General features: G+C 52.2%; 24 protein-coding genes. 13 read left to right on the top strand and 11 right to left on the bottom strand.

Annotation, left to right across the window (positions count from 1 at the left end; all coding sequences use genetic code 11):
- The first annotated feature begins 180 nt into the window (after nucleotides 1-180).
- The gene (gene gapA / locus ACCW76_RS09275; RefSeq protein WP_039335472.1) at nucleotides 181-1179 is read left to right on the top strand and encodes a glyceraldehyde-3-phosphate dehydrogenase; all 999 of its coding nucleotides are present in this window, start codon (nucleotides 181-183) and stop codon (nucleotides 1177-1179) included.
- 74 nt (nucleotides 1180-1253) lie between these two features.
- Nucleotides 1254-2129 carry a D-hexose-6-phosphate mutarotase gene (locus ACCW76_RS09270; RefSeq protein WP_436338380.1) on the top strand — a complete coding sequence of 292 codons (876 nt, stop codon included), beginning with the start codon at nucleotides 1254-1256 and terminating at the stop codon, nucleotides 2127-2129.
- A 21-nt stretch (nucleotides 2130-2150) separates the two neighbouring features.
- Here the strand turns inward: ACCW76_RS09270 and ACCW76_RS09265 are convergent, their stop codons facing one another.
- Both ACCW76_RS09265 and ACCW76_RS09260 read right to left on the bottom strand, forming a co-directional pair.
- The gene (locus tag ACCW76_RS09265; RefSeq protein ID WP_436338379.1) at nucleotides 2151-2999 is read right to left on the bottom strand and encodes an aldo/keto reductase; all 849 of its coding nucleotides are present in this window, start codon (nucleotides 2997-2999) and stop codon (nucleotides 2151-2153) included.
- A gap of 84 nt (nucleotides 3000-3083) precedes the next feature.
- Nucleotides 3084-3833, bottom strand: coding sequence for a MipA/OmpV family protein (locus tag ACCW76_RS09260; protein WP_045816082.1), 750 nt, complete (start codon nucleotides 3831-3833; stop codon nucleotides 3084-3086).
- Between the two features lie 407 nt (nucleotides 3834-4240).
- Here ACCW76_RS09260 and yeaG point away from each other — a divergent pair, with 407 nt between their 5' ends.
- The 6 genes from yeaG (at nucleotide 4241) to ACCW76_RS09230 (ending at nucleotide 12969) form a co-directional block, all read left to right on the top strand.
- Entirely contained in the window at nucleotides 4241-6175 is a 1935-nt protein-coding gene (yeaG, locus tag ACCW76_RS09255; protein ID WP_034828773.1) for a protein kinase YeaG, read from the top strand.
- Between the two features lie 91 nt (nucleotides 6176-6266).
- Nucleotides 6267-7544: a YeaH/YhbH family protein gene (locus ACCW76_RS09250; RefSeq protein WP_034828771.1), complete on the top strand. Its 1278-nt coding sequence runs from the start codon at nucleotides 6267-6269 to the stop codon at nucleotides 7542-7544.
- 230 nt (nucleotides 7545-7774) lie between these two features.
- Nucleotides 7775-9502 (top strand): potassium/proton antiporter, encoded by a 1728-nt coding sequence (locus tag ACCW76_RS09245; protein ID WP_038646621.1) that lies wholly within the window; start codon nucleotides 7775-7777, stop codon nucleotides 9500-9502.
- A gap of 77 nt (nucleotides 9503-9579) precedes the next feature.
- The gene (locus ACCW76_RS09240) at nucleotides 9580-9813 is read left to right on the top strand and encodes a DUF1480 family protein (protein ID WP_034828766.1); all 234 of its coding nucleotides are present in this window, start codon (nucleotides 9580-9582) and stop codon (nucleotides 9811-9813) included.
- 377 nt (nucleotides 9814-10190) lie between these two features.
- The gene (wbaP, locus tag ACCW76_RS09235; protein ID WP_045832177.1) at nucleotides 10191-11657 is read left to right on the top strand and encodes an undecaprenyl-phosphate galactose phosphotransferase WbaP; all 1467 of its coding nucleotides are present in this window, start codon (nucleotides 10191-10193) and stop codon (nucleotides 11655-11657) included.
- Between the two features lie 118 nt (nucleotides 11658-11775).
- Nucleotides 11776-12969: a multidrug effflux MFS transporter gene (locus ACCW76_RS09230; RefSeq protein ID WP_436338378.1), complete on the top strand. Its 1194-nt coding sequence runs from the start codon at nucleotides 11776-11778 to the stop codon at nucleotides 12967-12969.
- Here the strand turns inward: ACCW76_RS09230 and dadX are convergent.
- Entirely contained in the window at nucleotides 12962-14032 is a 1071-nt protein-coding gene (dadX, locus tag ACCW76_RS09225; protein ID WP_034828760.1) for a catabolic alanine racemase DadX, read from the bottom strand. The two genes, ACCW76_RS09230 and dadX, sit on opposite strands and share 8 nt — an antisense overlap.
- A 21-nt stretch (nucleotides 14033-14053) precedes the next feature.
- Nucleotides 14054-15355, bottom strand: a complete 1302-nt coding sequence (locus ACCW76_RS09220) for a D-amino acid dehydrogenase (protein ID WP_045816078.1) — start codon at nucleotides 15353-15355, stop codon at nucleotides 14054-14056.
- 501 nt (nucleotides 15356-15856) lie between these two features.
- Here ACCW76_RS09220 and ACCW76_RS09215 point away from each other — a divergent pair.
- On the top strand, nucleotides 15857-17392 hold the full coding sequence (locus tag ACCW76_RS09215) for a SpoVR family protein (protein ID WP_034828757.1): 1536 nt from the start codon (nucleotides 15857-15859) through the stop codon (nucleotides 17390-17392).
- Nucleotides 17393-17429: 37 nt separating this feature from the next.
- Here ACCW76_RS09215 and fadR read toward each other — a convergent pair whose 3' ends face one another.
- Complete coding sequence (gene fadR, locus ACCW76_RS09210) at nucleotides 17430-18149, bottom strand: fatty acid metabolism transcriptional regulator FadR (RefSeq protein ID WP_034828755.1); 720 nt, start codon at nucleotides 18147-18149, stop codon at nucleotides 17430-17432.
- Nucleotides 18150-18465: 316 nt separating this feature from the next.
- Here fadR and dsbB point away from each other — a divergent pair, with 316 nt between their 5' ends.
- Nucleotides 18466-18999 (top strand): disulfide bond formation protein DsbB, encoded by a 534-nt coding sequence (dsbB, locus tag ACCW76_RS09205; RefSeq protein WP_436338377.1) that lies wholly within the window; start codon nucleotides 18466-18468, stop codon nucleotides 18997-18999.
- 39 nt (nucleotides 19000-19038) lie between these two features.
- On the opposite strand, the gene ACCW76_RS09200 is transcribed toward dsbB, so the two are convergent.
- From ACCW76_RS09200 to ACCW76_RS09190, 3 genes are all read right to left on the bottom strand, one after another.
- Complete coding sequence (locus ACCW76_RS09200; RefSeq protein WP_038646609.1) at nucleotides 19039-19485, bottom strand: YcgN family cysteine cluster protein; 447 nt, start codon at nucleotides 19483-19485, stop codon at nucleotides 19039-19041.
- Between the two features lie 65 nt (nucleotides 19486-19550).
- On the bottom strand, nucleotides 19551-20210 hold the full coding sequence (locus tag ACCW76_RS09195; RefSeq protein ID WP_038646607.1) for a fumarylacetoacetate hydrolase family protein: 660 nt from the start codon (nucleotides 20208-20210) through the stop codon (nucleotides 19551-19553).
- A 267-nt stretch (nucleotides 20211-20477) separates the two neighbouring features.
- Entirely contained in the window at nucleotides 20478-20753 is a 276-nt protein-coding gene (locus ACCW76_RS09190) for a YcgL domain-containing protein (protein ID WP_058959843.1), read from the bottom strand.
- A 153-nt stretch (nucleotides 20754-20906) separates the two neighbouring features.
- Between ACCW76_RS09190 and minC the strand changes: the two genes are divergently transcribed.
- From minC to minE, 3 genes are read left to right on the top strand one after another with little or no spacing between them, the layout of a single operon-like run.
- Nucleotides 20907-21617: a septum site-determining protein MinC gene (gene minC, locus ACCW76_RS09185; RefSeq protein WP_436338376.1), complete on the top strand. Its 711-nt coding sequence runs from the start codon at nucleotides 20907-20909 to the stop codon at nucleotides 21615-21617.
- A gap of 33 nt (nucleotides 21618-21650) precedes the next feature.
- Nucleotides 21651-22463, top strand: coding sequence for a septum site-determining protein MinD (minD, locus tag ACCW76_RS09180; RefSeq protein WP_034828743.1), 813 nt, complete (start codon nucleotides 21651-21653; stop codon nucleotides 22461-22463).
- Between the two features lie 3 nt (nucleotides 22464-22466).
- The gene (minE, locus tag ACCW76_RS09175) at nucleotides 22467-22742 is read left to right on the top strand and encodes a cell division topological specificity factor MinE (RefSeq protein ID WP_034828741.1); all 276 of its coding nucleotides are present in this window, start codon (nucleotides 22467-22469) and stop codon (nucleotides 22740-22742) included.
- 54 nt (nucleotides 22743-22796) lie between these two features.
- On the opposite strand, the gene rnd is transcribed toward minE, so the two are convergent.
- The 3 genes from rnd to ACCW76_RS09160 all read right to left on the bottom strand — a co-directional run bounded on the left by rnd (nucleotide 22797) and on the right by ACCW76_RS09160 (nucleotide 26497).
- Entirely contained in the window at nucleotides 22797-23918 is a 1122-nt protein-coding gene (gene rnd, locus ACCW76_RS09170) for a ribonuclease D (protein WP_038650065.1), read from the bottom strand.
- A gap of 98 nt (nucleotides 23919-24016) precedes the next feature.
- On the bottom strand, nucleotides 24017-25693 hold the full coding sequence (gene fadD / locus ACCW76_RS09165) for a long-chain-fatty-acid--CoA ligase FadD (protein WP_436338375.1): 1677 nt from the start codon (nucleotides 25691-25693) through the stop codon (nucleotides 24017-24019).
- A 207-nt stretch (nucleotides 25694-25900) separates the two neighbouring features.
- On the bottom strand, nucleotides 25901-26497 hold the full coding sequence (locus ACCW76_RS09160; protein WP_038646597.1) for a Slp family lipoprotein: 597 nt from the start codon (nucleotides 26495-26497) through the stop codon (nucleotides 25901-25903).
- Nucleotides 26498-26504: the final 7 nt, after the last annotated feature.

Raw genomic sequence — 26504 nt, 5'->3', positions numbered from 1 at the left:
GGTATTCGGCGTAACATAGGCGCGCAATAAGGGTGCTGCGTAAGCGATTGCGCAACCAATTATTCCTGGCGTTGGAATTGACCTGTCGCAACAATTGACACGATTCCGCTTGACGCCTGGTAAGGTTTTTGTAATTTTACAGCCAACCTTTTATTCACTAACAAATAGCTGGTGGAATATATGACTATCAAAGTAGGTATCAACGGTTTTGGCCGTATCGGTCGCATCGTTTTCCGTGCTGCACAGCAGCGTTCTGACATCGAAATCGTCGCGATCAACGACCTGCTCGACGCCGATTACATGGCTTACATGCTGAAGTATGACTCTACGCACGGTCGTTTCGACGGCACCGTAGAAGTGAAAGACGGCGCGCTGATTGTTAACGGTAAGAAAATCCGTGTTACCGCTGAGAAAGACCCGGCTAACCTGAAATGGGATGAAGTGGGCGTTGACGTTGTTGCTGAAGCAACCGGTATCTTCCTGACCGACGAAACCGCACGCAAACACATTCAGGCTGGTGCGAAGAAAGTGGTTCTGACCGGTCCTTCTAAAGATGCGACCCCAATGTTTGTTCGTGGTGCAAACTTCGACAAATACCAGGGACAGGATATCGTTTCTAACGCCTCTTGCACCACCAACTGCCTGGCGCCACTGGCTAAAGTTATCAACGATCACTTCGGTATCGTTGAAGGCCTGATGACCACCGTTCACGCCACCACTGCAACCCAGAAAACCGTTGATGGCCCGTCTCACAAAGACTGGCGCGGCGGCCGTGGCGCAGCTCAGAACATCATTCCTTCTTCTACCGGCGCTGCAAAAGCAGTGGGCGTAGTACTGCCAGAGCTGAACGGTAAACTGACCGGTATGGCGTTCCGCGTTCCTACCCCGAACGTGTCTGTTGTTGACCTGACTGTACGTCTGGAAAAACCAGCAACTTACAAAGAAATCTGTGCCGTAATCAAAGCTGAATCTGAAGGCAAGATGAAAGGCGTTCTGGGTTACATCGAAGACGACGTCGTATCTACCGACTTCAATGGCGAAACCCTGACGTCAGTATTCGATGCTAAAGCCGGTATCGCACTGAACGACAACTTCGTGAAACTGGTTTCATGGTACGACAACGAAACTGGCTACTCACACAAAGTTCTGGATCTGATTGCACTGGTTGCTGCTAAGTAAGCAACTGGCGAACCAGACAAGGGGTGACTTCGGTCGCCCCTTTTTTTTCATTTGGAAGAAGAGAAGGTCTGACGATGCAAGATACGCTTTATAGTTTGCCGGTGGTGAATCAGATCACCCCATATCTGTCACAACGCCAGATGGGCGATTTGCCCATCGTCGTCGTGAGTCATCCCAAGGTTCGTGCGGCGATTGCGCTGCAAGGCGCGCATCTGCTCTCATGGCAGCCCAGCGGTCAGCAACCGGTGATTTGGTTGAGCGAGAAGACGCCGTTTGCCACAGGCAAAGCGATTCGCGGTGGTGTGCCCATTTGCTGGCCATGGTTTGGCCCTGCAGGTGAACCGGCGCACGGATTTGCCCGTAATCAGCTCTGGACACTGACTGCACACGATGAGAACGAAGATGCCGTGATGCTGACGTTCACACTGGAAAGCAACGCACAAACGAAGAAACTGTGGCCGCATGATTTCACCCTGCTGGCCCGCTTCCGTATCGCCGAGCATTGTGAAATCGAGTTGGAAGCCTGGGGCGATTATGAAGCCACCGCAGCCCTACACACCTACTTCCAGATCGCCGATATTGCTCAGGTTGAAGTGAGTGGCTTAGGAAATAGCTATATCGACAAGGTGAATGCTAATACGGTGGGCAGTTCGGCTGATGGCAAGCAAACCTACCCTGATCGCGTCGATCGGATTCACACGGCTGCCGAGGATTGCAGTGTGATTCATGACATCGCGGGTAAACGTCAGATTGAAGTGTACCACCACTATCAAAGTGACGTTGTCACATGGAACCCAGGGCCGGAATTGTCCTGTAGCATGGCGGATATGCCTAATGAGGGTTACAAAACCATGGTCTGCGTAGAAACGGCTCGCATCAACAAGCCGATGAAAAGTGCCGGTGAATCCCCTGCTCGCCTCGGTACTACCCTGCGCGTGCGCAATAAGTAGGTTCGCGGCGCAGATGCGCCGCTATACCACGTCTAAGCCCGTTTTATGTTGCGGTGCTGGAAACGCCCGGTCAATGATCGCCAACTCCTCAACACTCAAATGCAGGTCTAACGCAGCCGCATTTTCCGCCACGTGTTGTTGGCTGCTGGCCTTGGGAATGGCGACCACGCCTGGCCGACGAATCACCCACGCGAGCAGCAATTGCGCCACGCTGATGCCCTTCTGTTGTGCAATTTGATGCAAATGGGGATCTTCAAACAGTGACTGACGCAAACGTCCCGCCTGCGCCAGAGGGCAATACGCCATGATCGGCATATCACGTCGCTGGCATGCCGCTAATAAATCGTATTCGATTCCTCGTGATGCCAGGTGATACAGCACCTGATTAGTCGTGCAGTTTTCACCGCTCGGCTCGCTCCACAGTTCTTGCAGATCGTCAGTATCGAAATTGGATACGCCCCAATGCCGTATTTTTCCCTGCTGTTGCAAGGTTTCCATGGCATGAATCGTCTCCTCCAGTGGCACATTACCGCGCCAATGCAGCAGATAGAGATCAAGGTAATCGGTCTCTAAGCGCTGTAAGCTGCGCTCGCAGGCCTCTATCGCATCCACTTCGCCGGCATTCCACGGATAGACTTTTGACACCAGCCAGGCCTGATGGCGGCGTCCGCGTAACGCTTCACCCACCACCTCTTCCGCGCCGCCTTCTGCGTACATTTCCGCGGTATCAATCAGTTGCAAGCCCAAATCCAATCCAGCCTGTAATGCCGAGACTTCCTGACGACGCAGCGCTGCATTCTCCCCCATGTACCACGTTCCTTGCCCAATGGCAGGTAATGCTGGTTCTCCACGGAATTGAATTGTCTTCATTAAAGCTCCCGATGCGCCAGGATGGGGCGCGCTATTGGTGCAATGTAATAAAAACGCCTCACTAAGAGGCGTCGCAGAAAACCATTAGAAACTGTAGCTGATGCCGGTCCAGAGGGTGAACTGGCCACTTTTGTCCACCATCGGACTGTCTTTGATTTCGCTGTCAAAACGGGTGTAACGCCCGGACAAACTGGCGTTCCAGCTATCGCTAATCTGGTAGCTGGCGTTCATTTCCACATAGGGTGACCAGCTGTCGTCCGGTTGATATTCAGCAATACCTGTCCGTGCGCTTTCATGCGAAGACACGCCATAGTAGTAGCGGTTTTGGTTGGCGCTGTTCCACATTGCACCGATGCCTGGTGTCAGGCTAAACGCGCCAAAATCGAATCGATACAGATAGGTAAGATCCCAGATGATGCCATTACTGTTGTTCAGCACATCGCCCAGCAGAGCAGTACGCACAATGCCCCAATCGGCAACATGGCGGTAGCTGGCACCCGCCATCAGGGTCATCCGACGCTTATCCAGTGCCTTCATGTCCCCTAAATCATTATCTTTAGGATCGTACTGCTGTGGTGAACCCAGCAGCGTTAACGACAGTTGATTCTGCTGATCTTTCCACAGGTAATAGCCGCCTTGCAGGCTACGGAACCAGAAGTTTTCGCCTTCATAATTGATGACCGGGATGGGGATGTATCGGTCCTGCCCACCGCGATAAGGTGACTGGGCATAAATAACCGAAGCCCCGAGTGATAAGGGTTCTGCATGAGTGCTGAACGCCGCAAAATAACAAGGAACAACACAAGCAAGCGCTTTAAGTTTGAATTGGTTCACAATTTAATCAGTCCATTAATATAACAATCACACGCAGAGTCTAACTAAATTTTCGCGATGGGTTAACGTTAAATCAGGGATGTTTATCACCCGCACGGAATAGTCTGAAGCTGGTTGTCAGTGTAGACATGCAAACTGAATGCCTTAGTGCTTATGAGACTTTGTTATTGATATATCGCTAAATAAGGAGAAAAGTGGCTGCAGATTTTCTGAATGCCTTCTACAGTTAAAAGTAAGACGAGACTTTTTGTACGAGCAGAGTAACCATAAGAATTGTGTATCCCGATAAAAAAACGTCAGGTTGGCATAAGGGTTGCTGTACTCAATAAAGAATATCTTCCGGGAGCTGCAAACGTATCTAATTTCGCTCCTTTACCTGTGCTAAAAACGAAAGGACGGGCATCGCTATGAATATATTCGATCACTATCGTCAGCGTTATGAAGCTGCCAAGGACGAAGAGTTCACACTGCAGGAATTTCTCGCTATCTGTAAGCAGGATCGCAGTGCATACGCCAACGCTGCAGAGCGACTATTGATGGCTATCGGTGAGCCGGTGATGGTTGACACGGCGCAGGAGCCACGCCTTTCCAGAATCTTCTCTAACCGCGTCATGGGACGCTATCCCGCCTTCGAAGAGTTTTATGGTATGGAGGAAGCGATTGAGCAGATCGTCTCCTACCTGAAACACGCTGCGCAAGGCCTGGAAGAGAAGAAACAGATTCTCTACTTGCTGGGGCCGGTCGGTGGCGGTAAATCGTCACTTGCTGAGCGTTTGAAAGCCCTGATGCAACGCGTACCGATCTACGTGCTGAGCGCTGATGGCGAACGCAGCCCGGTAAACGATCATCCTTTGTGCCTGTTCAACCCGCAGGAAGACGCCAATATTCTGGAGAAAGAGTATGGTGTGCCGCGGCGTTACCTGGGCACCATCATGTCGCCGTGGGCGGCAAAACGCCTGCATGACTTCGGCGGCGATATTACCCGCTTTAAAGTGGTCAAAGTCTGGCCTTCTATCCTGGAGCAAGTGGCCATCGCCAAAACGGAACCGGGCGATGAGAACAACCAGGATATCTCTGCATTGGTCGGTAAGGTGGATATCCGCAAACTGGAAAACCACGCGCAAAACGATCCTGACGCTTATGGTTACTCGGGCGCACTGTGCCGCGCGAACCAAGGCATTATGGAATTCGTTGAGATGTTCAAAGCACCGATCAAAGTGCTGCATCCCTTACTGACCGCCACTCAGGAAGGGAATTACAACGGTACTGAAGGGATCTCTGCCCTGCCGTTTAACGGCATCATTCTGGCGCACTCCAACGAATCAGAATGGGTGACTTTCCGTAATAACAAGAACAACGAAGCGTTCCTTGACCGTGTTTACATCGTCAAAGTGCCTTACTGCCTGCGAGTGTCGGAAGAGATCAAAATCTACGACAAACTGCTTAATCACAGTGAGCTGACGACGGCGCCATGTGCCCCAGGCACACTGGAGACCTTAGCGCGCTTCTCTATCCTGTCGCGTTTGAAAGAGCCGGAGAACTCCAGCATCTATTCAAAAATGCGCGTCTACGATGGTGAAAGCCTGAAAGATACCGATCCAAAAGCGAAATCTTGGCAGGAGTATCATGACTACGCCGGCGTGGATGAGGGCATGAACGGCCTTTCGACCCGCTTCGCGTTTAAGATTCTGTCGCGCGTGTTCAACTTTGACCATGCCGAAGTGGCGGCCAACCCGGTACATCTGTTCTACGTACTGGAGCAACAAATTGAACGCGAGCAGTTCCCGCAGGATCTGGCAGAGAAATACCTTGAGCACCTGAAAGGTTATCTGATCCCGAAATACGCGGAGTTTATCGGCAAAGAGATTCAGACCGCCTATCTGGAGTCTTATTCAGAATACGGCCAGAACATCTTTGACCGCTACGTAACCTACGCCGACTTCTGGATTCAGGATCAGGAGTACCGCGATCCCGATACCGGACAGTTGTTTGATCGGGAATCACTGAATGCCGAGCTGGAAAAAATCGAGAAACCTGCCGGGATCAGTAACCCGAAAGATTTCCGTAACGAGATCGTCAACTTTGTGCTGCGTGCCCGGGCGCAAAATAGTGGGCGTAATCCCAACTGGACCAGCTACGAAAAACTGCGCACGGTTATTGAGAAGAAAATGTTCTCCAATACCGAAGAGTTGCTGCCGGTGATTTCGTTTAATACCAAGACCTCAACGGACGAACAGAAAAAACACGATGATTTTGTCGATCGCATGATGGAGAAAGGCTATACCCGCAAGCAGGTACGCCTGCTGTGCGAATGGTATCTGCGCGTGCGTAAATCGTCTTAATCGTTATCTGTAAGCTACGCGGCGCCGCGACGCCGCAACAGGAGGCCGGAGTGATTCCGGCCTGGCTTGCACTGTAGTTTGGGGGATATGTATGGCCTATTTTATCGATCGGCGTCTGAACGGTAAAAACAAGAGCGCGGTCAATCGGCAGCGTTTCCTGCGCCGTTACAAGTCGCAAATCAAGCAGTCGATCTCCGAGGCCATCAACAAGCGGTCGGTCACCGACGTGGAGAGCGGCGAATCTGTCTCGATTCCTATCGATGACATCAATGAGCCCATTTTCCATCAGGGACGCGGCGGCAGTCGCCATCGCGTGCATCCGGGGAACGATCATTTCGTCCAGAACGACCGCATTGAGCGCCCACAAGGGGGCGGCGGTGGCGGTGGCAGCGGTCAGGGCAACGCCAGTCAGGACGGTGAAGGTCAGGATGAGTTTGTTTTCCAGATATCGAAAGATGAATATCTCGATCTGCTGTTTGAAGACCTTGCCTTACCGAATCTGCGTAAAAATCAGCACCGGCAGCTGAATGAATATAAAACTCACCGCGCAGGCTTTACCTCCAATGGGGTCCCGGCCAACATCAGCGTAGTGCGTTCGTTACAAAACTCACTGGCACGTCGCACTGCGATGACCGCCGGCAAGCGCCGCATGCTACACGAACTGGAAGCCACGCTGACGGAAGTGGAAAACAGTGAACCCGCTCAGTTACTGGAAGAGGAGCGGCTGCGCAAAGAAATTGCCGAACTGCGGGCGCGTATTGAACGTGTGCCTTTTATTGATACCTTCGACTTGCGCTACAAGAACTTTGAGAAGCGCCCCGAGCCTTCAAGTCAGGCGGTGATGTTCTGCCTGATGGACGTCTCCGGATCAATGGATCAGGCCACGAAAGACATGGCGAAGCGTTTTTATATTCTGCTCTATCTGTTCCTGAGCCGTACCTATAAAAATGTGGAGGTGGTGTATATCCGTCACCATACGCAGGCGAAAGAAGTCGATGAGCAGGAGTTCTTCTACTCGCAGGAAACCGGCGGCACCATTGTGTCTAGCGCATTGAAGCTAATGGATGAAGTAGTTAAAGAGCGCTATGACCCGGCGCAGTGGAATATTTATGCGGCACAGGCCTCTGATGGCGACAACTGGGCGGATGACTCTCCGTTATGTCATGAGATTCTGGCTAAACATATTTTGCCGGTTGTACGTTATTACAGCTACATCGAAATCACGCGCCGTGCGCACCAGACACTGTGGCGTGAGTATGAACATCTGCAGGCCATGTTTGATAACTTCGCGATTCAGCACATCCGCGAGCCAGAAGACATTTATCCGGTATTTAGAGAACTTTTCCACAAACAGGTGGCAGAAGCCTGAACATCAAGCCGGTCATTGACCGGCTTTTTCTTTCCCGCGCCACCGCTCATTCGCCTGAAATCCCCGCTGATTTTTCACACAATTTTAACGATCTATGGGATAGCGCTCCGCAGATTGAAAAAATATGCAATTAAGCGCTGACAAGCTATTGATAAGGCATTATCTTTTCACCTTGTCTGTGTGAATCCCCCGCAGTTTGTCATTTTCGCTCGTACCGCAGGAGAACGCCGTTGAATGCCAGCATGATTTACAGTTTGTTTATTATTGGTTCCGTGCTGGTTGCAGCAAGTATTCTTCTGAGTTCATTCTCGTCACGGCTTGGCATCCCTATTCTGGTGATTTTCCTTGCGTTAGGCATGTTGACGGGCGTTGACGGAATTGGCGGCATCGCTTTTGACAACTACCCCGTGGCGTATCTGGTATCCAACCTCGCGCTGGCCATTATTTTGCTGGATGGCGGCATGCGCACCAAAGCCAGCTCATTCAAGGTGGCGCTGGGGCCCGCATTATCGCTCGCCACGGTCGGTGTGATGATAACCGCCGGTTTAACCGGTTTGGCGGCGGCCTGGCTCTTTAAACTCGATTTGATGCAAGGTTTCCTGATTGGCGCGATTATCGGTTCCACCGATGCCGCCGCAGTCTTCTCGCTGCTGGGGGATAAAGGGCTTAACGAACGTGTCAGCTCCACGCTGGAAATTGAGTCCGGCAGTAACGATCCTATGGCGGTATTCCTGACCATCACGCTGATTGACATGATCCAGCAAGGCCAGTCAGGCTTAAGCTGGATGTTTGTGGTGCATCTGGTGCAACAGTTCGGTCTCGGTATTGTACTGGGGCTGGGCGGCGGCTGGGCACTACAGCAACTGATAAATCGTATCAATCTGGCGCAAGGTCTCTACCCCCTGCTGGCGTTAAGCGGCGGCATCATTGTGTTTGCATTGACCACGGTCATGGAAGGCAGCGGCATACTGGCCGTTTACCTGTGTGGTTATCTGCTGGGTAACAGCCCGATCCGCAACCGTCACGGTATTCTGCAAACCTTCGATGGTATGGCGTGGTTGAGTCAGATCGGCATGTTTATCGTGCTCGGCTTACTGGTGACGCCATCTGATCTGTGGCACATCGCCGTTCCAGCCATGATTTTATCTCTCTGGCTGATTTTAGTGGCGCGCCCGCTTTCAATTCTGGTGGGTCTGTTGCCATTTAAAGGTTTTACCGGCCGCGAACGCATCTTTATCAGTTGGGTTGGCCTGCGTGGCGCAGTACCTATTATCCTCGCGGTATTCCCGATGATGGCAGGGCTGGAAAACGCCAAGCTCTACTTCAACATCGCCTTCTTCGTGGTTCTTGTGTCGCTAATGCTACAGGGCACCTCGCTGGGCTATGCGGCCAAACGCGCCAAAGTTGTGGTTCCCCCTACTGCCTCACCTATCAGCCGCGTCGGACTGGATATCCACCCTGAAAACCCCTGGGAGCAGTTTGTTTACCAACTCAGTGCTGACAAATGGTGTATCGGTGCCGCGCTGCGTGATTTGCAAATGCCACGCGAAACGCGCATCGCTGCCCTGTTCCGCGATAACGCGCTGATGCATCCTAATGGCAGTACGCGCCTTAAAGAGGGCGATGTGCTATGTGTGATTGGACGTGAACGCGATTTGCCCGCTTTAGGTAAAATGTTCAGTCAGTCGCCACCCGTCGCGCTCGATCAACGCTTCTTTGGTGACTTCATTCTGGATGCAGAGGCACGTTTACGCGATGTGGCGCAAATTTATGGGCTGGAACTTGATGAAACCACCAACGATCAGCAATCCCTCGGTCAACTGGTGATGGGCCTGCTGGGCAGTACACCAGTGGTGGGCGATCAGGTGGAGTGGAACCAATTGACCTGGACCGTGGCGGAGAAAGAGGACAACCAAATCGTTAAAATTGGCGTACGTGTCATGGAAGACAAGGAGTAATCCGAACCGCGAAAACGCCAAAACTGCGTGTGAGCGACTATGATCACTATTCCACCCAGCACAAACGGGAGAAGCGCATGGGACACGTGGTAAAGATTGGTCGTTACGAGATCGTTGATGCAGAACTGAATGCTGAAAAGCTCGATACCATCAGCATTCCCTGCAATACCAACCCCGGCCTGAGTTACCAACTCGATGGCTGGGATCATGAAACCAGTGTGCCGGCGTGGATTGATGGCGAGCCCGTCGATCTGCAGATCGGACACTATGACAAGCAACAAGACCGCTGGGTATTAAAAAAACCCGCCTGATGTACCCCCGCCGCCATCCGCTTCGTATGGCGGTCATTCCTAAAAGCAGTCTTAAAATGAAGCGTTCTATCTGCGTTTTTTTTGGTTTTAACCTTGTATTTCAATTAGCTAACTCACTATTTCACGCAGCATTTATTTCCTTTTAAGACTATTTCCATATTAACTCTGTCAAATAACTCCTGCATACTCTTAAACGTTGCTGCAGCTTTTCGTGACGTACATCACGTCTCAAACGGCCCTTTCCATGCAGCGCTTATGGCAGCATTGACTTATATCGCACTGAAAAATCATTTCTTTTTATTTTCGGTGGACAACTCCTGAGCGCGTACTTGATTCTGGTCAGGCCATCTTTTACTTAAGAAAAGAGAGCAGGTTTTATGGCAAGTACATTGGTAATGAACGATGCAACCCGCTCGTGGAGCGGATTGCGTAAAAATCTCATCGCAAAAGTCGCTTTAAGCTTTTCGGATTTAATTGCTCTGAATCTGGCTTTGTTTTTATCTGCAGCAACCGTTCAGGGTATTTGGGGAGAACTGGACACCTTTATTCCGCCGCAGCAGATTGAATACCGCTTTATCGCTCAATTAGGGCTTTCTGTACTTTGCACCGCATGGTTTTGGGTGCGCATGCGTCATTACACTTACCGCAAACCGTTTTGGTTCGAGTTAAAAGAGATTGTAAAAACCCTGTTCGTTTTTTCGCTGCTGGATTTGGCGCTGATTGCCTTCTCCAAGTGGGACTTCTCGCGCATGGTTTGGGTGTTTAGCTGGACTTACGCACTGCTACTGCTGCCGCTGATGCGTGCGGTGGTCAAGCGAGCCATCAACCGCGCAGGTCAGTGGCAGAAAGAGACCATCATTATTGGTTCAGGCAAGAATGCCATGGAAGCTTATGCAGCACTGCAGAGTGAGGAAATCCTCGGCTACAACGTCCAGGCTTTCATCTCTCTGGAAGATGAGCACCATCCTGAGAACGTTAATGGTGTACCCGTGATCACCTGGAAAGACATCAACTGGCAAACGATGGATCGCGACAACACGCAATTTATCGTCGCCACTGAGTTTGAACAGCAGGTGGTGCGCGATAAATGGCTGAAGTTCCTGTCCAAAATGAAGTGCCGCTCGATCTCCGTGATCCCAACCCTGCGCGGCGTGCCGCTTTACGGTACGGATATGTCATTCATCTTCAGCCACGAAGTGATGATCCTACGCGTCAGTAATAACCTGGCAAAACGTTCTTCTCGCTTCCTCAAGCGTACCTTCGATATTGTGGTCGCCTCCCTGTTGCTGCTGTTCCTCGCCCCGGTATTCGGTCTGCTGTGTGCGATGGTAAAACGTGATGGCGGCAATGCGATCTATGGGCATGAACGTGTTGGGCAGGATGGCGTGAAGTTTAAATGCCTGAAATTCCGTTCGATGGTCACTAACTCTCAGGAAGTGTTGCAAAACCTGCTGGCGACCAGCGAAGAGGCGCGCGCAGAATGGGATCGTGATTTCAAACTGAAAAACGATCCACGTATCACCAAAATTGGCGGCTTCCTGCGTAAAACCAGCCTCGACGAATTGCCGCAGTTGTGGAATGTGATTCGTGGTGAAATGAGTCTGGTGGGTCCACGTCCGGTGATTGAAGTTGAGCTGGAACGCTATGCGGGGGATGTTGATTATTACCTGATGGCGAAACCGGGCATGACCGGTCTGTGGCAGGTGAGTGGTCGTAACGATATCGACTATGACACTCGCGTCTATTTCGATTCCTGGTATGTGAAAAACTGGGCGTTGTGGACCGACATCGCCATTCTGTTCAAAACCGCAGGTGTGGTGTTACGCCGCGACGGGGCCTACTGATCCTACCCACGATGCGATGTCTGTGTTGTCTCAGCAGACATCGCTTTTTTATTCCTTTCTTTTTCCCTGCTAAGTCATTACCCTTCCCGCTTGTTTAACAGGACGTTTCTGGTTTCAGATGCAAAAATTTACCCTGCTGCTTTTAAGCCTGGTGCTGCTGGCACCACTCGGCATCGATCTATACCTTCCTACTCTGCCGCAAATCGCTGAAGGCCTTAACAGTCCGGTCAGTTTAATTCAGATCACCATCCCGTTGTTCTTACTGGTGATGGGCATCGGCCAGCTGGTGACCGGACCCTTGGTGGATAATTTTGGCCGTAAGCCGATTGCGATCATTGGTCTGGTGCTTTACATCATTGGCAGCGCCGTGGCGGCAACGGCCACTGTATGGCCAGTGTTCTTCCTCGCCCGTTTGATTCAGGGCTGCGCGGTCTGTTGCAGTGCGGTGGTGGCCTTCAGTGGCGTGCGCGATCGTTTAAGCGGTGATGAAGCTGCGCGCGCCTATGGTTTTCTCAATGGTGCATTGAATATTGTGCCGGCATTGGCGCCACTACTGGGTGGTATCCTTGCTGAAGCCTACGGCTGGCGAGCGCCCTTCTGGTTCCTGTGTGGCTATGCTGCAGTCATTGGTTTGATTGTGGTGTTCTTCCTGCCGGAAACCCGTCCAGCCGATACGCTACGCGTCAAAGGATTACCGTTAGCGCAATATGCGGCGATTGCACGTGAGCCGCGTTTTCTTGCTTTCGCGTTTGCCAACGCGGGTGCGCTCGGCATGGTGCTAACTTATGTGTCACTTGCCCCCCACGTGCTAATGACGGAAGGGGGTCTGACGCCTCTGCAATTCTCCTTTGCCTTTGGTGCCAACGGCTTTTGGATCATGCTGGTCAGTGCGTTTGTGAATAAGACTATCCGTAAAGCCGGACGCCCGTTCTGCCTGGCGATGGGCTTTGTCACCATGCTGCTGGGTGCCATTCTGCTGCTGGCGGGAATGACGCTGTTGCCTGCCGCATGGCAGACACACTGGGCGCTGTATATGATTCCGGTGGCGGTATCGGTTGCAGGACTGGCCTTTACCGTTGGCCCCGCCACCAGCTACGCGTTAGAGCCGTATCAGCAGCAGGCAGGCGTTGCCGCGGCCTTGCAGGGGTTTATTCAGATGGCGTGCGGCGCGGGTGGCAGCCTGATGATTGTGGCATTGCCGGTCGCAGAAAAATCAGCACTGGCTTTAATGATGCTTTTAGGTGCAGCGCTGGCCCTGATTGCCTGGCGCTGCAGTAAGAAGATGCACGGCAGCGTGACCGCGCTTAAATAATCTCAACCGGTACGCGGGGCGCGAGCGCACACATCAGCTCGTAGCCCACCGTGCCAGCGGCTTTCGCCACCTCATCGATTTTCACCTGATTGCCCCACAGTTCCACTTTGGAACCAATCCCGGCCTGCGGGCAAGGTTCGAGGTCAATCATCATCATATCCATGGAGATTGCGCCCAGCGTCTGGGTACGAATACCATCGACGCTGACTGGCGTGCCGGTTGGCGCATGGCGTGGATAGCCATCTGCATAGCCGCAAGCCACAATACCAATGCGCTGTGCGCCCGATGCATGATAGCGATAGCCATAGCCCACGCCGTCACCGGCACTGAGCTGCTGCACACCAATGATTTCACTGTTCAGCGTCATCACAGGCTGCAAGCCGCTGCTGGCAATATCCTGCCAATTCCCACTTGGCGATGCGCCATAGAGAATGATCCCCGGACGTACCCAGTCAAAGTGCGCCTCTGGATGCCACAAAGTGGCGGCAGAGTTGGAGAGCGAGCGCGGGCAATCCAAACCTTCGGCGGCCAGTTCAACGCGCTTCATCGGTTCGATAAGTCCTTCCGGGTTTTCCGCGTCCGCAAAATGTGCCATCAGCGTCATCTCACCGACGTTAGGGAGCGCACGCAGTTTCTGCCACGCCGCCTGCACCTGTTCCGGACGGAAACCCAGCCGATTCATGCCGCTGTTCATCTTCACATAGATATCAACCGGTGCAGAAAGTGAAGCTTTGGCCAGCGCCTGAATCTGCCAGTTGCTGTGCACGCTGGTGGTCAAACGATAACGATCGATCAAGGTTAAATCTTCGGCATGGAAGAAACCTTCCAGCAACAGAATCGGTTTTTTCCAACCCTGCTCACGCAACAGAATCGCTTCTTCCATATTCAATAGCGCGAAACCATCGGTCTCTGCCAGACTTTGCCAGACCCGCGCGATACCGTGCCCGTAAGCATTGGCTTTGACCACTGACCAAACCCGCGACTGCGGTGCAGCCTGCCGTACAATCGCGAGATTGTGGCGCAGCGCCTGTTGGTTAATGGTGGCGCCAGTAGGACGTGACATGCTTGTGCTCTCCCTGAGGTCTCAACGCGCCGCGTTAGCGTTACGCAACGGCGACGAATGGGGTTCGAAACCCGGCAGGTAGCGCAGTACTGACAAATCGTCTGCGGCAATCGCCGGTTTCTGACCGGAAATCAAATCGGCCAATAGCTGACCGGAACCACAGGCCATGGTCCATCCCAGCGTTCCGTGACCGGTGTTGAGATAGAGATTGGACAGCGGTGTACGCCCGACAATCGGCGTGCCGTCCGGCGTCATCGGACGCAATCCTGTCCAGAACGTGGCCTGTTCAACAAAACCGCCTTCAGGATAGAGATCGCTGACCACCATCTCCAGCGTTTCACGTCGTGCAGGCGTCAGTTTGGTGTTAAAACCAACAATTTCCGCCATGCCCCCCACGCGGATGCGATCGTCAAAGCGCGTGACCGCCACTTTGTAGGTTTCATCAAGGATGGTGGAGACGGGGGCTGCGTCTGGATTCTTAATCGGAATAGTGAGGGAATAGCCTTTAAGCGGATAGACCGGAATTGACACGATGTCTTTCAGCAGCGCGGTCGAGTAGGAACCGAACGCCACCACATAGGCGTCCGCCTTAATCACCTCTTCGCCACACTTCACGCCGTAAATACGATTGCCTTCACGCAGCAGTTGGTCAACCTGAGTGTCGTAGCGGAAGGTGACACCAGCAGCGGCTGCCATCTCGGCCAGGCGCTGCGTAAACAGCTGGCAGTCTCCGGTTTCATCATTCGGTAAACGTAGCCCGCCGGTCAGTTTATGTGCCGTCGTGGCCAGCGCCGGTTCAACGCTGTGTAACTGGTGTGCTTCCAGGAGTTCGTAAGGCACGCCGGCTTCTTTGAGTACGGCAATATCTTTGCTGGCGCTCTCAAACTGTTGCTGAGTGCGGAACAACTGCAAGGTGCCGCCCTGCCGGCCTTCATAGGCGATACCGGTCGAGGCGCGCAATGCTTTCAGGCAATCACGACTGTATTCCGCGATACGTACCATGCGTCCTTTGTTTTCCTGATAATGGCGCATGTCACAGTTGCGCAGCATGTTCCACATCCATTCCAGCTGGAACTTGCTGCCATCGAGACGGACGGCCAATGGCGCGTGGCGCTGGAACATCCATTTAACCGCTTTCAATGGCACACCCGGTGCCGCCCAGGGCGCCGCATAACCTGGAGAGATCTGGCCAGCGTTACCGGCACTGGTTTCCAGCGCGGCCCCCGGCTGGCGATCGATGACCGTCACCTCATGTCCAGCCTGCGCCAGATACCAGGCACTCGCCACTCCCACGACACCACTTCCAAGAATCACTACGCGCATAAGCCCCTCGCCGCGGCAAAAGCATAATCAACTATGAATGCTTTCTGTATCAGCATAACCAGACAGCACTTCTTATCTTACATTCGACAGACATATTTCACATGTTTTTCACCTTCCTGCACACAGAAATCATGAGGTAGTGCAAAAATCAGGATTTTTTATGCCATAAAACCATTAATCAGCAATTTATTATGCGCAAGGGAGTGCTTTTCTCTTTTTTCAGGAGAAAGCGCCGCAGTCATATAATGCGCTTATAAACAGAGTTTTATACTGCAGGTCAGCTAAAAACCAACAGTTGTCATCAGTAATGACTTAAGCGACGATTTTTGAATGATTTTCTGCCAAAAGAATTCGATTGAGTTCCGGTTTCGGATAAGCGACAGTGGACTATCATTGAAGTGTTCGCTCAGTTTTATTGGGCCGTCTTTCTCAGGATGAAGCCTTAAACGATCGTGACAGGTGACACTCCGTTGCCTGCCGCTTGCAAAACAGAGGTGCGCTATGACGACAATCTTTGACGAGCCAACCCGGAGCAGTAAACGACTCAGTGATGGACCCGACTGGACCTTTGAACTGCTTGATGTTTATCTGGCAGAAATTGACCGTGTAGCGAAAAGCTACGGGCTTGATACCTATCCGCATCAAATCGAAGTCATCACCTCCGAACAAATGATGGATGCTTACTCCAGCGTGGGTATGCCGATTAACTATGCCCACTGGTCGTTCGGTAAAAAATTCATTGAAACCGAACAACGCTATAAACATGGTCAGCAGGGCTTAGCGTACGAGATCGTCATCAACTCCAATCCTTGTATTGCTTATTTAATGGAAGAGAACACCATGACCATGCAGGCGCTGGTGATGGCGCACGCGTGCTATGGGCACAACTCTTTCTTTAAAAATAACTATTTATTCCGCAGCTGGACCGATGCCAGCTCCATCGTCGATTACCTGTTATTCGCGCGTAACTACATCACTGATTGCGAAGAGCGATATGGCGTGGAAGAAGTGGAGCGGCTGCTCGACTCCTGCCATGCTCTGATGAACTACGGCGTTGATCGCTACAAGCGTCCGCAAAAAATTTCGCTGCAGGAAGAGAAAGCGCGACAAAAAAGTCGTGAAGAGTATCTGCAGAGCCAGGTGAATACGTTATGGCGCACCCTGCCGCGTAAAGAGAAGGAGTCTGTGCACGTGGAAGCGGCGCGCTATCCTTCGGAACCGCAGGAAAACTTGCTCTACTTTATGGAAAAAAACGCCCCGCTGCTGGAGTCCTGGCAACGTGAGGTGCTGCGCATCGTGCGTAAGGTCAGCCAGTATTTTTACCCGCAGAAACAGACGCAGGTGATGAACGAAGGATGGGCGACCTTCTGGCATTACACCATCCTCAACCATCTATACGACGAAGGGAAAGTGTCGGAACGCTTTATGATGGAGTTCCTGCACAGCCACACCAATGTGGTGTATCAGCCGCCGTATAACAGTCAGTGGTATAACGGGATCAACCCTTACGCATTGGGTTTTGCTATGTTCCAGGATATCAAGCGTATCTGCCAGTCACCGACGGAAGAAGATCGCTACTGGTTCCCGGATATTGCGGGTTCCGACTGGCTGAAAACGCTGCACTTTGCCATGCGCGAGTTTAAAGATGAGAGTTTCATCAGCCAATTCCTGTCACCCAAAGTGATGCGAGACTTCCGCCTGTTTACGGTAATGGATGACGATCGCAATAACTTCCTGGAAATTGCCGCGATCCACGATGAGGCAGGCTATCGCGCCATCCGCCAGCAACTGTCAGCACAGTACAACCTGAGCAATCTGGAGCCTAACATTCAGGTCTATAATGTGGATCTGCGCGGCGACCGTTCGCTGACCTTACGCTACGTGCCACAGCAACGCGCGCCGTTGGATAAAAGCCGCCGCGAAGTGCTGAAGCATGTGCATCGGTTGTGGGGTTTCGATGTGATTCTGGAACAACAGAACGAAGATGGCAGCGTTGAGTTGTTGGACCGTTCGCCTTCACGTGGCCCGGCACTGTAAGCATAAAAAAACCGGACTGTTAAAGTCCGGTTTTCTTTTAGCGCTTGCTGGCTAAATCATCGGGCATGCTTTTTTGCATGCTATGCCAGATTTCTCCACTGCGACGACCATACTCACGTACTGTATCGACAATCTGGTCCTGCGTGGGATTCGCACTGCACAAATCCGCCAGTTGACGATAGAAGCTACGAGCCTGCTGACGCGCCTCAGGATTAGAGAAGTAGTGGCGGCCCACGCGGGTATACAGCCCTTTCAAACCGTTCAGGATCAATCCATAAATCGGGTTACCGGAGGCAAAGGCCAATCCACGGAACACGCGATAATCCAGTTCGGTGTAGGCTTCTGCTTTATCCTCTTCGCTCAGTGCAGTTTCCAGCACCTCGCGCGCTTTATCCGGATGATGGCGCAGTGCGCGGCTGATAAAAATCGACGCGATATTGGTACGCACCGACAGCAGATTATCAATCAACTGCGGTACGCTATCGTGATCGAGGCGGGCAAGCGTTTCGAGAATGTTAAGACCGGAGGTTTCCCAGAAATCATTCACGCGCGTAGGTTTACCATGCTGAATGGTTAACCATCCATCGCGTGCCAGACGCTGTAAAACTTCACGCAGCGTAGTGCGCGTGACGCCAATCAGTTCAGAAAGCTCACGTTCAGCAGGCAGAATAGACCCCGGCGGAAAGCGACTGTTCCAGATGCTTTCAATAATATACTCTTCAGCAAATCCTGCGGGGCTTTGCGCCTTAATCACCATAGCATTTATTTCTCATTGCTTTCTTTGTCGTAATGGCACTCATCATACCAGAGCGGCTATAGCGGAAATAGACTGACAATCGATTAAAAGCGCGCGCTGGCGCAAAATTCATCGGTGTTTTTAACCGGTCAGACGGCAACGCACTCGTTTGCGTGGTATGGACCTTCTGTCACCTCCGCTTGATCAGTAAATGCGCTTTTTATGGCCTGGATCAGGCTTAAGTCATTTTTGTACATGATTTTTTCCCCTTACCTGGCTGGCACGGTTACGCTTTTGGTTTACACTGCGAAGCATTAATGGTTACAGGATAAGCAATATGTTGCGATATTTGAATCAATGCTCACGAGGACGCGGGGCATGGTTATTGCTGGCTCTGACAGCACTGGCTTTTGAACTGACTGCACTCTTCTTTCAACACGTCATGGGACTGAAACCCTGCGTGATGTGTATCTACGAACGTTGTGCGCTGTTTGGCGTCATGGGTGCAGGTATCGTTGGCGCGTTCACCCCGAAGTCCCTGCCACTGCGCTGGGCCGCTATCCTGATTTGGCTCTACAGCGCTTATAAGGGCTTAATGCTTTCGATTGAACATACGAATATTCAGCTGCACCCGAATCCGTTTGTCACTTGTGACTTTGCCGCGCGCTTCCCGACCTGGCTGCCGTTGGATAAATGGCTGCCATCGGTATTTGTAGCCAGCGGTGATTGTGCCGAACGCAGCTGGACATTCCTGACCTGGAGTATGCCGCAGTGGATGATCGTCATCTTTGCCGCGTATCTGCTGGTTGGGGCACTGGTGCTGATTGCCCAGCCGTTTAAGCCAAAACGCCGCGATCTGTTTAGCCGCTAATCAAAACAAAACAGGCAGCTCTCGCTGCCTGTTATCACGTCAACCGTTACGATCGGGCCGATCGATAATGTGATCTTCCCAGTCGCGCACTTCACTCTCCCGCACCGCGATATACCGCACCGAGATACGCTGCGCATGCATCGCTTTTTTCGAACCGGCCACCAATGGATGCCAGGCAGGCAATGTGCCGCCTTCGCCTAACAGACGATAGGCGCAGGTGCGCGGCAACCAGTTAAAGGTGGTGAGGTTTTCACGCGTCAGCTTGATACAGTCCTCTTCAAATTCAAACCGGCGCTCGTAGTTACGGCACTGGCAGGTTTTGATGTTCAGCTGATTGCAGGCCACATTGGTGAAATATATTTCGTCGGTGTCCGCATCCTGCAACTTATTCAGGCAGCACTGGCCGCAGCCGTCGCACAGTGATTCCCACTCTGCATCGTCCATTTGGTCAAGGCGTTTTGTCTGCCAGAAAGGTTGTTCAGTCATGATCGCGGTCCGGGTTGTGCAATAAGACCGCACCTTATAAAGGGTTAGGTGCGGTGATGCAAGTTTTACAGTACGCGGGTGGTAATTCCGTGACCGGCCAGCGAGATTTCGAGTTTATCGCCAGATCGCATTGGCCCGACACCTTCCGGGGTGCCCGTCAGGATCACGTCGCCAGCGCGCAGCGTAAAGTACTGACTCATATAGGCAATCAGCGGCAGGATTTTGTGAATCATATCCGCCGTGCTGCCATGCTGGCGCACTTCACCATTCACCACCAGTTTCAGTTCGGTGTCTTGCGGGTCGCCGCTGAATTCAGAAACCGGAATAAAACCTGACAGCGGGCAGGAGTTATCAAACCCTTTGGATTTTTCCCACGGCTGCCCGGCTTTTTTTAAGCCCGCCTGCACATCGCGCAGCGTCAGATCCAGTGCCACGCCATATCCGGCAATGGCCTTCACCACATGCTCTTCACTGGCTTGCTTCAGTGTTGATCCAATCAACACTGCCAGTTCCACTTCGTGATGCACTTCGCCGAAGTTAGCGGGAATCGAGAGCGGCTGACGCAGATCGCACACCGCCGTTTCCGGTTTGATAAACACCACCGGTTCTGTCGGCGTGGCGCTGCCCATTTCCTTGATGTGCTTCGCATAGTTGCTGCCTACGCAAACCACTTTGCTGACGGGATAATCCAACAAAGCGCCCTGCCAGTTACGATGCTGATACATGCTGTTCCCCTGCATTAGTTGTGTTTGATGCCAGTCTGACTGGCGGATAGGTCAGGTTCAGCGCCGGAACGCGGCAAGCTGAGGAAGATTATATTAGCGGTTTTATAGCGGCAGACGTGGCGGAAATTGTCAAAAGTCGTTAATCATGCTCAACAAACAGGATCGCCGCCGGAGATTATTGCCCGCAATATTGCTTTAAAGCGGGCGAATAATTAATGCAAATAACACTGAGGATATTTACAGGGCATATTTACAGATGAATCCTAATTAAACTTTTTTACTCTGATCAAGATGAATGTTGAGCAGACTTTCAACCGGTGGTGGGATCTGTAAATAATAGCCTTGATCGCTCAAACCTTGCTTAACTTTATTGATATCTGCATTAGCCAGTTTGTCGCGTTTGTCCAGTGATAGCACCATTGCTAGCTGGGGTTTACCAAAGCCACGCAGCAGTTCTTCAGGAACGCGCGAAAAATCGTCTTTTTTTTCAACATAAAGATAAGTTTGTTCACGTTGCGGGCTTCTGTAGATCACACAAAACATATTTTTTACTCGAATTAACCTGTGGCGTCACTTGCCTGAATATAGCAGTAACTATAACATGCTTGCAGAACTTCGAATATTGACCGTTTGATGTTAATGACGATTTTATCGACGTACATCTTAGGGTCGTAAAACAGGACTGAGTCAGGACAGATGTCGCAAACGCCAATCGAATTCAAGGGAAGCAGTTTTACCCTGTCAGTGGTTCATCTGCACCATTCACAACCCGAGGTGATTCGTCAGGCGCTGCAGGACAAAATCGACCAGGCACCTGCGTTTTTGCAGAATGCGCCGGTGGTGCTCAATGTGTCAGCGCTGAACGGTGACATCAACTGGAAGCAGATGCAGCAGGCGGTCATCGCCACTGGTTTACGGATTGTTGGTGTCAGCGGTTGTAAAGATGAAGCCCTGAAAAAGATGATTGCCCGAGCAGGCTTGCCGGTGTTGTCAGAAGGCAAAGAGAATCGCAAGCGTGCAGAAGCGCCAGTGGTAGAAGATGCGCCGCCGATCGTGGCACCGGTGGCTGAAACCACCAGTAAAACCCGCATCATCAATACGCCAGTGCGCTCAGGCCAACAAATTTACGCACGGAATGCCGACCTTATCGTCACCAACAGCGTCAGCGCCGGTGCCGAACTGGTGGCAGACGGCAATATTCATATTTACGGCATGATGCGTGGTCGTGCGCTGGCGGGTGCCAGTGGCGAACGTGACAGCCAGATTTTTTGTACCAACCTCGCAGCCGAGTTGGTCTCTATTGCCGGGGAATATTGGATCATGGATCAGATTCCGGCGGAATTCTTTGGTAAAGCCGCGCGCCTGTGCCTTAAAGAGGGCGCGCTCACCATTCAGACACTTTATTAGGCCCCTTTTCTTTCGTTAAGGAAATCAACATTTATGGCACGCATCATTGTAGTTACATCGGGTAAAGGGGGCGTTGGCAAGACCACGTCAAGCGCGGCCATCGCAACCGGTTTAGCGCAGAAAGGCAAGAAAACTGTCGTGATCGATTTTGATATCGGTCTGCGTAACCTCGACCTGATCATGGGCTGTGAACGCCGTGTGGTTTATGACTTCGTCAACGTCATCCAGGGCGATGCAACACTGAACCAGGCACTGATTCGTGACAAGCGCACGGAGCAACTCTATATTCTGCCTGCTTCTCAAACACGTGATAAAGATGCGCTGACCCGCGAAGGCGTGGAAAAAGTATTAAACGACCTGGCCGCGATGGAGTTCGACTTCATCGTATGTGATTCCCCTGCGGGTATCGAAACCGGTGCGTTGATGGCACTGTACTTTGCGGATGAAGCGATTATCACCACCAACCCGGAAGTCTCTTCCGTGCGTGACTCCGACCGCATCCTCGGCATTATCTCTTCTAAATCGCGTCGTGCTGAAAACAGCCAGGACCCGGTGAAAGAACATCTGCTACTGACACGTTATAACCCAGGCCGCGTGACGCGTGGCGACATGCTGAGCATGGAAGACGTGCTGGAGATTCTGCGTATACCACTGGTGGGTGTGATCCCGGAAGATCAGTCGGTACTTCGTGCTTCTAACCAGGGTGAGCCGGTCATTCTCGACGCTAACTCTGACGCCGGTAAAGCTTACGCTGATACCGTAGATCGCCTGCTTGGCGAAGAACGCCCCTTCCGCTTTATTGAAGAAGAGAAGAAGGGTTTCCTGAAACGCCTGTTCGGGGGATAACCAATGGCATTATTAGATTTCTTTTTATCCCGTAAGAAGAACACAGCCAACATAGCCAAGGAAAGGCTGCAAATTATCGTAGCCGAGCGCAGAAGGGGCGACAGTGAGCCCCATTATCTGCCGCAACTGAAGCGCGATATTTTGGAAGTGATCTGTAAGTACGTGAAAATTGACCCGGATATGGTGACCGTTCAGCTGGATCAGAAAGGGGACGATATCTCCATCCTGGAACTCAACGTCACACTGCCGGAGACGGAGACGGAAGACGTTCCTAAATGATTGTAGCGGGTTCCTGATTTTCCCCTGCGTTGTGCGCAGGGGAAAACATTCCGCTTATAGCGCCTGCAGGATCTCGTCGATTCGTTTTTGCAGCAATTCACCACGCCAGCCAGTCAGTAATTCTGGTGTACGGCATCCGCTTTTCAAGCCCCAGTAAACGCTTAACACCTGATTGATTTGGCGACGTGAAGCCAATAGCTCCTGACTGAAACCCGTCTCTTCGCTTACCTGTAACACCAGCGCTTTGATGGCTTTAAATGCCTGTTTGTAATGTGGATGGTCAATCAGATTGGGCAACGGTTGTGGCAAGGTCGCTTCATCCTGAGCCTGAGCTTCCGCCACCAGCGCCACCATCGCTTTCCCGTGGAAGCGGATTTCATGACCGTTCAGGCCCAGATGATCGAGTTCCCCCAGGCTACCCGGCATAAAGCGCGCCACTTTCCACAGATTCTCTTCACGTACCACAAAATTCACGGCCATGTCTTTCTGGCGGGCGATGTTCAAGCGCCATGCCGCCAGGCGTTGCAGCGCTGCCAACTGGCGCGGACGCAACTGCCATGCGTTGGTGATGTCGCGCCATGCATCCTCTGGCTGCAAAACGTCAAGACGACGCTGGCAAAGATTATCGCATTCGCTCAGCGCTGCAGCCATGTTGCCTGCGGCTTGCGTCTGCTCAACTAACTGATGGGCAATCGGCAGAAGATACGCGACATCTGCTGCGGCATAGTCGCATTGACGCTCAGTCAGCGGGCGCGCCAGCCAGTCAGTACGGGATTCGCTCTTATCCAGTTCGATTTGGTTAAAGTGATTAACCATCGAAGCGAAGCCCCATGACAGGGGCTGCCCAGCGAAGGCCGCCAGGATTTGAGTATCGATCATCGGATCGGGCAGGCATTTAAAACGATGCAAGAAAACTTCAAGATCTTCGCCACCGGCGTGCAGGAATTTCGTCACCTGCTTGTCTTGCAGCAGTGCGATGAACGGCGTCCAGTCACTGATGTTGAGCGGATCGATCAGAACCAGTTGTTCACCATCGAACAGCTGGATCAGACCCAACTGCGGATAGTAAGTGCGCGTGCGCACGAATTCAGTATCCAGCGCAACGGCATCATGCTGGCGCGCTTGTTCGCACACGGCAGCCAGCTGGCTGTTTTGGTCGATCAAAGTGTAATTCACGTATTCATTCTCGCTGCGGCACACTTCGCGCAGCGCTCCATGTTAAAAGCAATAAAAACGCCGGACTGAGCCGGCGTTAACCTGGAGAGAAAGGCAGCTTACTGCCCTTCTCGCTTCGCCTCGTCACGCAATTCGCGGCGCAAAATTTTGCCCACGTTGGTCTTCGGCAGCTCATCTCTAAACTCGATAATCTTCGGCACTTTGTAGCCGGTGAGCTGACGGCGGCAATGATCCAGCACTTCTTCTTTCGTCAGTGACGGATCCTTTTTAACGATGCACACTTTCACCGCTTCGCCGGAAAGGTCGCTGGGCACACCGATTGCGGCGGCTTCGCGCACTTTCGGATGTTGCATCAGCACATCTTCGATTTCGTTAGGATACACGTTAAAGCCTGACACCAGAATCATGTCTTTCTTCCGATCGACGATGCGAATAAAACCTTCGCCATCAACGGTAACAACATCACCGGTGTGCAGCCAGCCATTTTTCAACACTTCTTCGGTGGCATCCGGTCGCTGCCAGTAACCCACCATCACCTGTGGACCACGAATACAGAGTTCGCCCGGTTCGCCTGGCGCCACATCGTTATCTTCGTCATCGACGATACGTACATCCGTGGAGGGTACAGGAAGACCGATGCTGCCGGTGTGGCAAGTGATGTCATACGGATTGACCGATACCAGCGGTGAACATTCAGTCAAACCATAGCCTTCGAGCAGATAATGCCCGGTGAGTTTTTCCCAGCGCTCAGCCACGGCCTTTTGCACGGCCATGCCGCCGCCAGCAGAGAGACGCAGCGTAGAGAAATCGAGCTTATTAAAGTTTTCGTCGTTTAGCAGCGCGTTAAACAGCGTATTGACGCCGGTAATGGCGGTGAACGGGAATTTGCTCAGCTCTTTGACAAAACCGGGGATATCACGCGGATTGGTGATCAGCAGGTTGGTACCGCCGAGATCGAGAAACAGCAGGCCGTTTACCGTTAACGCAAAAATATGGTAGAGCGGCAGAGCCGTGACCACCTGCTCTTTGCCTGCACGCAGCAGTTTGCCATAGGTGGCTTTGGTCTGCTCCAGGTTAGCCTGCATGTTGCCGTGGGTCAGCATCGCGCCCTTGGCGACGCCGGTGGTGCCGCCGGTGTATTGCAGGAATGCCAGGTCGCTGTTCGTCAGTGTCGGACGCTGGTAAGTCATCTGCGCACCCTGCTGCAATGCGCTGCGGAATGGCACCGCACCTGGCAGATGGTATTTCGGCACCAGCTTCTTAACATACTTAACCACGAAATTAACCAGCGTGGCTTTGATCGGGGTCAGTTGGTCACCCATGCGCGTCAGCATCACGTGCTTGATCGGCGTTTCCGCGACGACTTTTTCCAGCGTGTGGGCAAAGTTAGACACAATAACAATCGCACTGGCACCGCTGTCATTCAGCTGATGTTTGAGCTCACGCGGCGTGTACAGCGGGTTAACGTTGACCACCACCATACCCGCACGCAATACGCCAAACAGCGCTACTGGATACTGCAGCAAGTTTGGCATCATCAGCGCCACGCGGTCACCCTGCTTCAGGCCCAACCCTTGTTGCAGCCAGGCCGCAAAGTCACGACTTTGCTTATCCAGCTGACGATAGGTCATCGGCTGACCCATATTAATAAACGCCGTTTGATCGGCGTACTGCAATGCTGCGTGCTCGAAAAGTTCGACCAAAGAGGTATAACGGTCCGCATTAATCTCCGCAGGAACATCTGCCGGATAGCGTTTAAGCCAAACCTTATTCAAAGAATCACCCCGATATTCTTGTTGCGTAGCCATCGCCGCCTCTGCAATCAGTGTTGTTAACAATATTTTAACTGATTGTACCAGTTTGCCTGTTTCGGCATTTTCAGGTTGCGAAGCGCATCACTAAATTTCGCGCATCGGTTGCGCGCCCAATAAAAAAGCCCGGTCGCGAGCACCGCGACCGGGCCGTCAAATAATGAAGATGAATTATTCGGTCAGGATAGTTTCCACCTGCGCGGGACCGGTATTCATGTTCATCCCCCAATAAGGATTTGGCCCCCAATAACCCGGATGACGACGCGTTGGCCCATACCAGATCCAGGGATCGATAGGCTGCGGTGGCGTCATCACCTGCTGAGTCAGGTGCCAGCGCTGATAGCCGCGCACATCCACCACCACGAAGTTGTAGCTCGCTTTACCAATCTCACCTTTTTCGGTGCCTTTAATGTTGCCCAACACAGTGATGTATTGATTGTTCAGATCCACCGGATCGACGAACCCGCGAATATCGGCAAAAATGCGTCCTACTGATGCAGAACCTAAACGTGGCCGCGCACTGTCATCCAGCGGTTGGGTGGCAATTTCCAGGCGTGTGAGACCGGTCAGGTTAGTGACTTTCACCACTTTACCGCCAAAACGTGACTCCTGGCCGACATACAGCTGCGGCGCATTCATCACGCGTAATAAATCTTGCTGTGGAAGTTGGGAACTCCCTTTAATGGAATCTGGTACCGAAACGCAGCCGCTGAGCAACAGCGCGCAAGCTAACAAAGCGCCAGACATCCCTTTACGACTTATTGGCATAGCACTT

Origin of the sequence: Pantoea sp. C8B4 (assembly GCF_051336905.1) — a bacterium.
Classification (GTDB): domain Bacteria; phylum Pseudomonadota; class Gammaproteobacteria; order Enterobacterales; family Enterobacteriaceae; genus Pantoea; species Pantoea rwandensis_B.
The sequence above is the reverse complement of the archived record's forward strand: the minus strand, read 5'-3'. Positions and strand labels throughout refer to the sequence as shown.